General features: G+C 45.6%; 10 protein-coding genes. All 10 read right to left on the bottom strand.

Going from position 1 to position 13111, the window contains the following annotated elements; translation table 11 throughout:
• Positions 1-118: 118 nt before the first annotated feature.
• Entirely contained in the window at positions 119-3247 is a 3129-nt protein-coding gene (locus ACQY77_RS19990) for a collagen-like protein (RefSeq protein ID WP_421940558.1), read from the bottom strand.
• 22 nt (positions 3248-3269) lie between these two features.
• Positions 3270-3617 (bottom strand): hypothetical protein, encoded by a 348-nt coding sequence (locus ACQY77_RS19985; RefSeq protein WP_421940559.1) that lies wholly within the window; start codon positions 3615-3617, stop codon positions 3270-3272.
• A gap of 15 nt (positions 3618-3632) precedes the next feature.
• Positions 3633-4781 (bottom strand): type IX secretion system outer membrane channel protein PorV, encoded by a 1149-nt coding sequence (porV, locus tag ACQY77_RS19980; RefSeq protein ID WP_421940560.1) that lies wholly within the window; start codon positions 4779-4781, stop codon positions 3633-3635.
• Between the two features lie 29 nt (positions 4782-4810).
• The gene (locus tag ACQY77_RS19975; RefSeq protein WP_421940561.1) at positions 4811-5302 is read right to left on the bottom strand and encodes a T9SS type A sorting domain-containing protein; all 492 of its coding nucleotides are present in this window, start codon (positions 5300-5302) and stop codon (positions 4811-4813) included.
• A 92-nt stretch (positions 5303-5394) separates the two neighbouring features.
• Positions 5395-6048, bottom strand: a complete 654-nt coding sequence (locus ACQY77_RS19970; protein WP_421940562.1) for a response regulator — start codon at positions 6046-6048, stop codon at positions 5395-5397.
• Complete coding sequence (locus tag ACQY77_RS19965; RefSeq protein ID WP_421940563.1) at positions 6045-9080, bottom strand: sensor histidine kinase; 3036 nt, start codon at positions 9078-9080, stop codon at positions 6045-6047. The genes ACQY77_RS19970 and ACQY77_RS19965 overlap by 4 nt, the downstream gene beginning before the upstream one ends.
• Positions 9081-9504: 424 nt before the next feature.
• Positions 9505-10530: an ABC transporter permease gene (locus tag ACQY77_RS19960; protein ID WP_421940564.1), complete on the bottom strand. Its 1026-nt coding sequence runs from the start codon at positions 10528-10530 to the stop codon at positions 9505-9507.
• A complete protein-coding gene (locus ACQY77_RS19955) occupies positions 10475-11497 on the bottom strand; it encodes an ABC transporter ATP-binding protein (RefSeq protein ID WP_421940565.1) in 1023 nt (340 codons plus the stop codon). The genes ACQY77_RS19960 and ACQY77_RS19955 overlap by 56 nt, the downstream gene beginning before the upstream one ends.
• Positions 11498-11514: 17 nt before the next feature.
• Positions 11515-12372, bottom strand: coding sequence for an NEW3 domain-containing protein (locus tag ACQY77_RS19950; RefSeq protein WP_421940566.1), 858 nt, complete (start codon positions 12370-12372; stop codon positions 11515-11517).
• Between the two features lie 261 nt (positions 12373-12633).
• Positions 12634-12999: a response regulator transcription factor gene (locus tag ACQY77_RS19945; RefSeq protein ID WP_421940567.1), complete on the bottom strand. Its 366-nt coding sequence runs from the start codon at positions 12997-12999 to the stop codon at positions 12634-12636.
• Positions 13000-13111: the final 112 nt, after the last annotated feature.

The following is a 13111-nucleotide window of genomic DNA, read 5'->3' as shown; positions in this document are numbered from 1 at the left end:
AAAGAAGATTGTTCTATTCTACTCACCCAGCGTTAGTTGAGAACTAAAGCGCTCTGGCAAGAAATAAAAAAAGGTAGCCCGCTACCATACGGGCTACCCAATACGCGCAAACCAACATCTATTTTATGCTGACCAAAACATTTATTTTACCGATAGCATCGTCTTGATAATCCTGTAATGCCTTACCGATCACTTGTCCGATTTTAACCTTGTCAAGATCTGCTTTCATTGCCACCCCAGTAATAGATGAAGTTACTAACATATCTCCCCTTTTAATTTTCCCGCCTTCCAGGCAAACTTTTGTAGGGATCACACCAACAACCCCCATTGGAACCTTATTGGTTAAATCAGCATCAATACTTTCCTCGCTAAGTAAAACCCCTGGTTTTGTAGCGTATACGCCCGCAACTAAGGTAGAGTAACTTCCAGAAGATTTTTCTACAGACCTATCCTTCTCGGTAGAAATCACAAGAATATCTCCCGGTTCAAAATTTTCCAGTTCACCATTTACATCGAAAGCTTCGGCAATATCTGCACCGCTATTTTGTGTACCGCCATCAAAAAACGCCCGCCCGGCCTTATTGATCCGGGCTACATTGGCCCCGGAAGACTGGAAAGTAACCAGGTTTCCTGAGGGGCCGGTATGGTTAATTAACAATGCATTTCCTGTTCCGGCATTATTGAGCTGTACGACAGGCTGGCTGTTTCCAGTATTGAAATTGGCGAACCTCGCCGCCTTACCTACACCAAAATTCGGAATCCAGCCGAAAACAGCATTTCCTGTTCCATCACAGGTTGCTTCTAACCCATCCCCACTTCCACCTGCATTGGCGGTAACCCCGTTTCCGTTGCCCTCGGTTAAGGCTAATACCGCAGGTCCGTTACCGGCTGCATTAGAAGAATAAAACAAACCTGCATAACCCCCTGTTCCAGACGATAGCCCGTAAACCCCGGCTGTACCAAAATTGGCAAAAATCGAGTTAACCTCCCCTTTTACCGCAGGAGAGGTGCCTGTCGTGCGGTCTACCATAAAACTACCCGCAGCCCCATTACCTACGGTTTTCACCGTTATTACCTCATTTTCATTATCCTCGTTAAAATTATTAAATCTTGCGGCCCTTCCTTCACTAAAAGTAGGCACCCATCCATAAACTGCTGTCCCTGTTCCATCCACATTCGCTTCCACTGCATTGCCTGTATTGGCATTAGAAGTGATCGCATTCCCGTTTCCATCGCTTATCGAAACCAATGCCCTTCCGTTTCCGCTTGGATTTGATGCATGAAAAAGGCCCGCGAACCCGCCCGTGCCAGCCGAGGTCCCGTAAATTGCCGCTGCGCCAAAGTTCCCAAAAATGGTATTCACTTCTGCCCTGACAGCCGCGCCTACACTGTTTGTATTGTTTAGGGTAAAAGAGGCTGCATTACCAAGGGTATTATTGGGGATGTTACCATTTCCATTTGAATAAACCTCTAAGGTATTGGCCTGGGTATTGGTTTGATTAGAGTTTTCAAATCTTCCAGCCCTACCGGTACTGTTATTCAGGCCCACCTGTCCATATACCCCAATACCTGTATTAGCGGTGCTGGTTGCTATAAAGCCCCTGACGCCATAACCGCCACCATCATTTCGACCAACCACTGCACCTGCGATATCGCTTGTGGTAAGGCCTACGACAGCTTCCCCTGCACCATTATTTCTGCCCAGGATACCTGCTGATGTTTGCTGAGAGGTTAGCCCCTGTACCGCAATGCCCGATCCGGTACTACTTTGTACCCCAACTCCATTTCCGGTAGTGCTAACATTGATTACTGTTCCGTTACCAACATTACTGGCATTGAGCACAGTATTATTATTCGCGTTATTGAAATTGCTGATGCTTGCCGGAATGCCATTAGTCGAAGTAGCAGTTAAGCCTGTACCCGTGTTACTGTTTGCATAAACGCCAGTGCCCGCAGCACTTGCATTGCCATATACACCAAGACCGTTCGGCGTTACCCCATATACCCCCCAGCCACTACCGTTGTGGCTTCCCCAAACACCTATCCCCAAGCCACCTGTTCCATTATTTATCCCCCTGACACCAGCCGAAAATCCTCCAGGGCTGGTTGAAGTAACCGTACCTCTTACAGCCGCGATACTTGAGGTGGTAGTATTGTTAATCCCTTCCAGCGAAGTTCCCTCACCATTGTTGGCGATGGAAAAAAGGGTAGCCGCGTTGTTTTCTGTTGCTGTGAAAGGGAGGGTTAAAGCGCCTCCTCCCCCGTTATCTGTACCCGGGGCCCAGTTCGTGCCATCAAATTTGAGTACCTGCCCTGCTGAGGGAGCAGCAGCCGAAACCGCAACATTCTGTATTGCTTTCACCTGTGGATCGGGATAATTGCCTGAGAGATCACCACCGGCGGGGCCAGTTAAATTCCCGGCAGGTCCCTGAGGCCCTGCGGGTCCTATGGGTCCCGCCGGCCCAACAGGGCCTGTTAAACCTGTAGCACCAATAGGGCCTTGCGGTCCTGGAACCCCTGCCGCACCCATTGCCCCCGTAAGGCCTATTGGCCCCGCGGGTCCTTGGGCTCCGGTAAGCCCAATTGGACCAGCCGGACCGGTTGCGCCGGTTAAACCTACTGGTCCTGCAGGGCCTTGTGCTCCGGCAGGGCCAACGGGGCCTGCCGGGCCCGTTGCACCAGTCAAACCGGTAGCGCCGATTGGACCAACCGGTCCTTGCGGTCCTGTGGCACCTATCGGTCCTGCCGGACCAACTGCCCCTGGTATCCCCTGGGGACCTGCAACACCAGTTGCACCAGTAGGCCCTGCCGGACCTTGCGGACCAGCCGGGCCGGGATTTCCATCCGCTGCGTACAGCGCAAAGGGAACACTCATGAGTTGTGTACTGCCTAAATCAGTATAACTGCCAGAACCGAGGACCAGTTCTACCCGTAAGTATTGATTGGCATTTTTCCAGGGAACACCGGCTAAAGTTCCTGTACCTGCAGACCCTTTACCTATTTGGAGGGTAAAAAGACCAAGGGTATTAGTAGCTAAACTATGGGTTTCCTGATATTGTAAGCTTCCATTCGCGCTACCGCCCAAAATGGATATCCGTACCGAAATATTCTGATTGGCAAGCACAGTTCCATCATTATTTCTGGCCACAGCTTGATAATTAATACCGCTTAAACCAGATTGGGCATAGCCCCGGGCCATTATCAGGCAGAACGCAAATGAGAATATGCAGATTATAATTTTTTTCATGGGATAAAAGGTTGGGGCGTTATTAATTAGATTTTTTTCCTTCACCCTGTGAAGGTAGAAGCTTAGTTTCTTCAGTTGCAGGTTTTTGCTCTTGTTTTACTGCTGGCTTATCTGAAACCAGCTCGGTCCTTTGGGTAGCTGCCTTAGCTGAACGACCTGCATCTGATACAGGTTTTGCCTGACTGTAGTTTTCAAATATTCTTTGTTTGCCCGGCTTGCTCACATCTTTTGGTGCATCTGCAGATTTAAGTGATGGCTTAGCCTTAGGCTTTTCATCATTTGGGAAAAGTCTTTTAAATGATGATTGCTGAGCCTTTAAACGGGCTGAACAAAAAACAGCAAAGGCAATGAGGAGTATGATTTTTTTCATAATATAATATTTAGTTTATCGATTATCTATAGCGTAACTTAAAGTGAATTTAAGACCGTTGCGCAGCACGTACCGCTTGAGTGTGGGTGCGACATAGCTCATATCAAACTGAACGCCCTTTAGTTTCAGTCCCAGACCTGCTGCAAAGTGTTGGCGGTTACCCTTATCCGGATCTTCATAGAAGAACCCCGTACGGATAGAAAATTGTCCCTGATAGGCAAATTCGAGCCCACCGGCAATAGTGAACTCCGAAATTTCTTCCCGGAACCCGCCCGGGGCATCAAAAAGAGAACTGAACAAGGCATTGGGAACACTTCTGTTCGGATCCTTGCCCTTTTCAATTTCTGAGGTTACCATGCCATTCTGGTCCAGCTTATACCTGGGCGGGCTTGGGACCATAAGCTTGTTAACATCAACTAAAAATGTGATGCTGTTATTGCTGTTCTGCAATAAGGTATACCCCCCACCGATCCGCAGGTTCATGGGTAAAAAAGCATCGCCACCGTTCACTGTAGAATACTTTATTTTTGTACCCACATTGCTCAGACTCAAACCCCATGCATATCTTGAATGGGTCAGCGTCTTATCCGAATAGATTCCGATATCGGCAGCATAGGCATTTGACGGCTCAACCTGCAAGCCATTGAACTGGCCATTTCCCAGGTCACTTCGGATAAACCTGCCGGTTAAGGCAATGGCAAAGTCTTCTCCGAACTTTCTGGAGTAGGTTGCATCGATAGCAAACTCACTTGCCTGGTATTGCTGGAGAAGGCTCCCCGCGTCATCTCTAAAGTTGATGTTTCCTAAATCCAGGTATTTTACAGAGCAGCCAAGGGTTTCCCGGTCGCTGATCGCGTGATACGCACTAAGATTGCCTAAATGCAGATCCTTATCAAGTTCCCGCATCCAGGGCACATAGGAGACGCTTAGCCCCGTGCGCTGCGCAAATGATAGCTTTGCCCCATTGGTGAAGCCGGAATTACTGTCGCCAAAAAGCCCCGTGCCTGCTTCGGCAACACCTGCGTTTCTTGCATCAGGGCTAATCATCAGAAATGAGGCGCCTGTTGTAACTGTTGAATATTGGTTTTGAACCTGTGCGGTGGCATGTTCGCGTACGCAGAAAAGCAGCATGCAAAGCAATAATTGTGTAAATAACTTTTTCATCTGGGATGATTTGAGCGTGTACGAATCTGTTATTGAATGACTAGTTTTTCTGAAAATGTCCGGTAATTGACGTAAAGAACAACATGATACAGTCCGGATGCAAGGCCATTGAGTGGGATGACATATTCAATCTTGCCCGCTTTGCTCGACACTGAACTGGAATGTACAATCTGCCCGGAATTGTTTACCAGATTAATCACCACCTTAGCGTCTGTAAAAAGGTCAAAATCAACTTTGGTAGCACTGGTGGCGGGGTTGGGAAAAACGCGCATATTCTCTACAGCAGGTACTGCTAATGTAGAAATGGTGAATTCAGGCTGTTGAAAACCCTCACTCAACAACAAATTACTGCGTTGCTGGGTAAGCACGGCGACCTCTCCTACAGTAAATTGGATAAGTGTCTTCCCTACCTGGGCACTTCCCCCTGTACTGGCCACGACTGACCTGTTAAGTGTGGTTTGGGCAATTATACCAAAAAAAGGAAAAGAGAGCGCCAATAGGCTAAGAACATTTTTTTTCATAGAGCGCTTGAATCATTCGTATAGGTGTATACAAAATGAATCAAACCAATCTGGAAAGTCAATACGCTTTTTACGGTATATTTCAGAGGTGATTAAGCATCCAGTCCCAGGAAAATTTTGTTCTCCAGGGCGTGCCGGACCAGCGAAGCGGTATTGTTTACAGATAGTTTATGGAAAATATTTTTCCGGTGGGTATCAACCGTTCGCACACTTAAAAAAAGCCGGTCAGCAATCTCAGCATTTGTAAACCCATCAACTATAAGCCTTACAATCTCTACCTCCCTGTCCGACAATAACTTACGATTCAAACCGTAATCACCCCTTCCGCCTTTTAAATATTCATTTAAAATCTCACTGAGCAGTGGAGAGACAAAATATAGCCCTTGTGATACCTGGTCTATCGCCTGAAATAAGTCCCGGTCGTCTGTGTTTTTTAACAAATAGCCTTTTGCACCATTCTCCAGCATGCTCAACACCGTTCTCTTGTCACTTAACATTGAAAGAGCGATAACTTTGGTTTCCGGGGCAATGCAGTTGAGTTTTTTCAAGGTTTGGAAGCCATTTAATAAAGGCATATTGATGTCTAACAATAAAATATCCGGCGCAAAGGCCTGCACCATATCGAGTACTTCAAATCCATTATAAGCGGCTCCTACAACCTCATAATCTGTCCGGATAGCTAGAATGAGTTTTAAGCCATTAATCAGCATGTTGTGATCATCGGCGATTAAGATTTTGGTAATCATCTCTTTTTATTTTTGTGTTCTACGATTATCGTTACGGCCATACCCTTTCCGTTTACAGATTGAATATCCAGATTTGCCCGGATGGCCTTGACATAAGCTTCAATATTATACAGACCATAACCACGCTTAACCATTTCATATTTAAAGCCCTTACCATCGTCTTCGTAAAGCAGTACAGTGCTGTTTGGAAAGGTTACAATAGAAAGGTAAATATTCCGGGCTCCGGCATGTTTTAAAGTATTATTTAGCAACTCCTGGCATACCCTATACAATGCATACTCTTGCGTGCTCAATAAAGCATTACTGAAACTACCATGATCGAAATGGATTTTAAGCAATGGACTCCGCGAAATACTTGCAAAAAGATCTTCAAGCGCTAATATAAGCCCCTCCTGATCGAGGGTTTTAGGATTCAGGTTAGTTAGCGTATTCCTGAGAACATCCATTGCTCCGTCAATGTATTCTGTAGCCAGAGATCTGAGCATTCCGCCCTCGATCATCTTATTGATATCTCCTGCAATAAGGTAATGCTTGAGGGATGAAAGTTTAAGTCCTAAATCATCATGGAGTTCATCTGCAATGCGTTTGCGATCTGACTTCTGAAAGTTGATCATTTTCCTTAGCTGTGAGGACTGCAGCCTGTTGATCCATTTCAGGTATATCCACAGCAATAAAGCACTTAAGAGCACTAAAACTCCGATAACAACCCCAATGAACCACCACCTTTGCCAGAATGGGCCTAATATCTGGACGATCAGCGTATTTTTTTTCCCTGAAATTACATCTATAAGCTCGAAGCGATAATTTCCGGCGGGCATATTAGGGTAACGGATCAAACCGTTTCCAAAATGGGAAATCATGCTTTTATCGTAACCTATCATTCGATACCGGATATGCCGCTTTTCGGGGGCAATGTAATCCATGGTGCTAAAAGCAATGGACAAAGTGCTTTGGCTCGCCGCTAATACAATCTTCTCACAAAGCAATGGGTTTCCGGCATCCCGGTAGCGGACATCATTAACCATCAGCTCTACAATTTTGGGCTGCACCGCATGCTGATAGGGCGTGATGGTTTCAGGATTGAAGAGGTTGATGCCATTCTCTCCGCCAATCGCCATCAGCTTACCTTGTAAGAGCAAAAGCGTTTGAGGAGCAAAACTGATATTCTTTAAGCCATCCCGGCGATTGAAATGTACAACTTTTTGATTGCTAATCTCATATTTAAAAAGCCCGCTGTTTCCGGCCGTCCAGATAGCCCCCTTAAAGTAAACCAATCCGTTAGCATTATGCTCCAGTAATCTAACCGGCTCAGCAGGCTTTGTTGCATCGACCTTGAAAAGCCCTTGTGTAGTAGCCAGATAAATCACATTCTTTACCCTGGTACTTTGGTTAATCGCATAAGGCGTTCTGCAGATTTCGCGTACTTTAAAAAAACGGTTATTTTTGAAGGTGTAAAGGTACAAAGCAGTGTAATAAGTCTGTACCAGTAGACTATCAGGGCTAATGGGTATGATCTGTTGAATATTTGGCCAATCCAGTGTACGGTTAAACTGTTTGTTTATGGTAAACGTTAAATGTTCTTTGCCGGGCTGCAGTTCGGCAAGTCCCTCACCGGTGGCTGCGTATGAGTGTCCGTTAATCCTAATGAACTGGTTAATTTGAAACTGGACAGGTAAAGCACCATCTGTCTGAAGCTTTAGCGGGGTTAACCGGGCGGTATTATCATGATAAAGCCATGTATTACCGTCGGCCATTTCGACTATTATCCCAGCTTGCGATAAATGGCTCAGCCTCCTGATTTCAGTATTTGGGATGAGATTGGACAGCACCGTATCCATATTCTTACTATACCTGATCAGCCCGTTATTTCTTGTTCCACAAAGTATCTCTCCACTCGCGCATCGCAACATGGAGGTGATTCCAAAAGCCTTTTCAGGCTTAAGGGGGGGGGGAAGACTGGGAAATACCACCTGATGGAGGTTTCCAAAATCCAAACCTTTGCCTTCAACCGCTACGAACAAATGGTCACGATCATCAATGTGAAGCTTGCGGATATTGTTGCCCGAAAGGCTATGCGGGTCAACAGGGTTGTGTTTTTGTTGGGCAAAGAATGCCTTAGACCTAAGGTCAAAAAAAAGGAGGCCTTCACGGCTTGTGCCCACAATTAGCCAGGGTTTATTGGGGTATTTTTTCACCGCAGTTGCTACAATATTTGTACGCCCATTAAAAGAATTATAGCTTTTGTAAACACCATTTTTGGGATTCAACTCTATAAGACCGTGCTCACAGGCTAACCAGAATGCAGAATCAGAAGCCAGGTAAGCATCCTGAACATTTGCAGTAACTGCCTTTGCTGACCCTTGGCCGGTGAAAAACTCCTTAAAATTCTTTTCCTGCACATCACTTGTTTTACTGAAGTAAATGCCTTTTACCCCACGGCTAACAAACCAGTCCAGCCTTTTAAACATCGGTAAAGGCGTAAAAATATAACCATTGGAATATGTGGTGAAATATCTTAAGTTCCGGCTGGTCCTGTCGTAAGTGTAAACATTACCAGCAATGTAAACCCAAAGCTTATTATCCTGATCAATGTGGAATGGAAAAGTATAATGGTTATAGCTAAAAGCAGGCTTTCCCTTAAAAGTATAACGGCTGAAAGTTTCATGCTTTTTATCGTATCGCACTAAATTTTGCTGTGATCCGATGATGAGGTCTCCGTTCCGGTCCTCGATAATGTGGGTAATATAACTCCCCGGATAGTTGTCAAATGTCGGTCCATACTTTTTATAGGTAATACAGTTGGTTCCGTCAAAACGGTTAAGGCCATTTTCAGTTCCAATCCATAGAAAACCCTCCCGGTCTGTGTGTAATGCTTTGATATTGGAATCACTCAAGCCTGATTCCTGGTCAAGGTGCTTAAAAAGCAAGCCATCCACCAATTGTGCCTTACAAAAGGGAGGGAAGAGAATGAACAGTATGGCGCACGCATACTTGCTTAGGGAACGGATAACATAACCGGGGATGAAGAGCATGGTCAGGTCTGATAATCAATACTTTTATAAAAGTAATGTTTTTAAACTAACGATGCCCCCAATGATAAGGAAAATCTAACCCGCTGACCGTGCCGAAGTTTTTCTAACTGTGAGGATTTCCATCGGCTGGGTTCATTATTTTCCTGCACATGTAAAAAAAAAATACCACGTGCTTAAGCTATCATGTGGTGGTTACCAGTTTAATCGTGGTAACTTTCAGAAATGCGTATTATATGTTTGTCTTTTTGGGGTTAGCAAAAAAAGACCGCAAACCAGAATACCTCGCAGCATTCGAACCTCTTGCTTGCTGAAATGATTACCTGCAAAGCTTTACCGGGGGTGTCCAACAAGCTAATTCACATCGGTTCAGAAAGGGGCAGTTGATCAAAAAGCATAGTCGTTTACACACTCCCAACTCGCCTGGTCAACTTCTGATCTCTCGACGCATAAAAAGATAATAAGAGAGTGCAAAACAGCTGATAGTCGATGCCAATAGGCCGGTTAGTTGTGGCCATACAATCATCAGGCTTTCTTTCACCGGAAGCGGGGAAGGAATGGCACCCGCCATTTGTTCCATATTCATCGGCCCAAGGCTTCTCACAGCGGGCATGAGTAGCGTTGTTGCAGCATCTGTATAGAGCTGATTGGGCGCAATCCGCATCACATCCAGGATAAGCTCATTATAGGCCATGACCTGCGCCTGAGACAGATAAGCGGGATCCGGCAACAGGCTTCTGATGATAAGATTAACTAAAAACGGATAAAAAACAGTAAATAACAGCCAAAAGCCAATTGCAGAGAGCGCAGAGGTTGCAGCCTGTTTAAAGGCGATGGAAAACATTATCGAAAGGCTCAGCCAGAACCCTACATAGATGATAGTCAATGCAACAAAACCCAGAATCCTGACAAGCTCCTCAGGCTCTATCCTCACGCCGGTAAAGACCAGTCCTCCACCCACGACCAGGAGTGAGAGCGAGAAAAACAGTACGCCTACAAGTATGATCGCAGCGGTGAATTTAGCCAGCAAAACATTGTCGCGAAAAATTGGTTGCGCAAGTAAGCGGGTCAGCGTACCGCTGTTCTGCTCGGTATTGATGGCATCAAAGCCCAGGCTAATTCCCAACAGTGGGGCTAGAAAGCTCAGTAACAAGTGAAAGGGTGGTGCGGTTCCATCTGTAGTGGTGAGCAGTTTCAGGTACAGGAAAGCACGATCAGGATCATTGGTATTGGCAAAGACAGTCCTGATATTGCTCAGCGATACATAAAGGCAGCCTAAAAAAGTGAGTAGAATCAACCCTACCAATAAAATAAACCGCCAGCCCCGAATGTGGTCTGCCAACTCTTTTTCTACCATTACCCCAAATGCCTTACCTCTGGCTGAAAATGGTGTAATTTTATTTTCGACTTGCTGTGAAACCGTTGGTTGTGAAAGAATTTGCTGATTTTCCATTATTGGTATTCTCATTAAAACTGTGCTCAAAATATTTCTGGTAAATTTCATCCAGCCCAAACTCTTTGTTTTTCACACTTAAAATATCATATCCATTGTTAACCAACAAACGCACAATATCCGGGGTGATTTCTCTAGTCGAGCTAAATTCGATTGAATTAGCAGCAAAGCTGATATCTTTAATCTCCGGCCAGGACCTCATTTCCGGCTCGAGTTGCCAGGGCTGCAGGATCGTTTGGACTGTCCTGACGGTGGTAATGTGGCCTTCTTTTCCAAATAACGAGGAGGATAGTGCAGGGATATCACCTTGGGCCAAGAGCTTGCCCCTGACGAAGATACCTACCCTGTCACATACCTGTTGTACATGGTGCAGGTGATGAGAAGAGAGTAAGACCGTCAGGCCGTGCTGCCGGCTCAGGCTCCTGATCATCTCGAGAAAATCCTTTACCCCGGCAGGATCTATTCCCAGGGTGGGCTCATCCAGGACGATTACCTCCGGGCTCTTGATCAACACTTCGGCAAGTCCCAGCCGCTGCTTCATCCCTCGGGAAAAGGTACCAGTCTTTTTATTCATCTCCGCTCCTAGGCCGACCATATCCAGCAGCGTCTTGGCGCGTTCCTGCAAGTGCTTTTCATCAATACTGTTAAGCCTAGCGATGTAAGCCAGGTTTTCCAGGGCAGTCATGTGATTATAAAATCCAACATTATCCGGCATGTAGCCTACCTTTCGTTTCACAGCGAGCGGATCTCTTGCCGCGCTGAACCCACAAACACATGCTGTTCCCTCACTCGGTTCTGTGAGCCCGAGCATCATTAGAATCGTCGTCGTCTTTCCTGCACCGTTGGGACCTAGCAATCCAAAAACCTCGCCCCGGTTTACTTCCAGATTTAACTGGTCGACTGCTACAAACTGGCCATAGTGTTTGCTCAGATTACTGAGTTTTATAATAGCTTCCTTCATTTCCATTAACGATGTTCGCAGGATTACCTTCTGCCATATTTTCGGATAAGGAAGTATAAAAGCAAAATCGCAGCAAGAATGACAAGGATGCCAATCCAGCCGGAAAGTAGCGATGTTTTCACGAACAGGCGAAAGGCGGCCTGCGCGTTAGCATTCGCACTGTTCACGCTTATCGTGGCTGCGTAGTCTCCTGCAATCGTTTTATCCGGCACCTTTACAGAGGCTTTGATCGTCAAACGTTTTCCAGCCTCAAGTTTTGTAATCTTTGCCGGCTCAAAGGTTACCTCCCAACCGGTCGGTAACTGGCCTGTTAAAGAAACATCGGAAAGCGGCAAACTACCGGTATTTTGTACCTCCAGAGATATATCCTTATGACTTCCTGACCCCAGCTCCTCACTCAACCTTCCACTTGGGGTGCCAATGCTGATAGCGTAAGAACCTCTGACAACAGCCTCCAGCTTCAATGTAAGCGTATCGGCAGGAGATTCAGCCTTTATGGAAATGGGATATTTTCCTGCTGCAGCAATTGCTGAGGCATTAACCTCAATAGCAATGTCCTGAGATTTTCCTCCAACAAGGTTAAGCGAGGAGATTTGGCTTCCTTCAACTTTGTAACTGATCTGCCAACCCTGAGGGAGAGCTGCCTTCAACTCGTAAACCTTCGATTTCGCCGATCCGTTATAAAGCGTAGCGGTGTACCGGAAGGTTTCATTTGATGCGGCTTCGATATTCATCAGCCTGGCGCTGAAAGTTGAATTAGTATTATTCAAGGGGACATTTTGCCTGGCCTGAACTGCCGCAAGCGGCGTAGAAAGAAAAAATAATAAAACAGCGGTCCTTAATTGTCCGCGAAAACGTTTAAAAAGTGATAATGATAACATGATCCAAAACCAAAAAATTTAATTAATAGCTCTAAAAAATGCTTTCCAAGTTTCTTATCTGGGAACTGCTTCAAAACAAAAAAACTATTGGCTATTTTCAAACGGCTTTAACATTTTTTAACATTTCGCTAAAACCATCAAAAGCAGGCTTCAATCAGGCCATTTTCGGGAAACCGGGCGAAGGAAATTGCCTGGATGATTTATTCAGGCCCTAATGTGTAGTGTTGATGGAAAGTCTCCAGTGGCCATTTTATTTCTTTTTTAATTCTTTCGCGCGATCTGACTCCCTATTTTCTGTAAGAATTTGTTTATATCAAAAGGTTTGGTAATAAAGCCCTCAGCTGGACACTCCTTCCCCAGGTTTTTCAGGTCTGCATGCGCGCTCATTATCACTACAGGAACCTCCCTGGTGGTGATGGAACTTTTAAGTTCCTTGCATACCTCAATCCCGTTTCCATCTGGTAGCATCACATCCAGCAGGAACAGATCTGCAGACCGGCGGTCGGCAGACATGAAGTCATTGATTGTCGTAAAACTCTTCACCACATAAGATTCTAAGCCCAAAATGAGCTCGATTACTTCCCTAATCCCCTGATCATCCTCAAGTACATATATTATTCCACGCATATCCAAACATACACTGTTAAAAAGTTCCATGAAAAACCAAACGCAAGGGCATTTACGCCCGATGGTTATTAAGATAATTCGGCATATCCAAACGCATCCGGCTTTTTAACAC

Origin of the sequence: Pedobacter sp. (assembly GCF_965279535.1) — a bacterium.
GTDB lineage: Bacteria > Bacteroidota > Bacteroidia > Sphingobacteriales > Sphingobacteriaceae > Pedobacter.
Note: the sequence above shows the minus strand (reverse complement) of the source record. Positions and strands in the feature narration are given on the sequence as shown.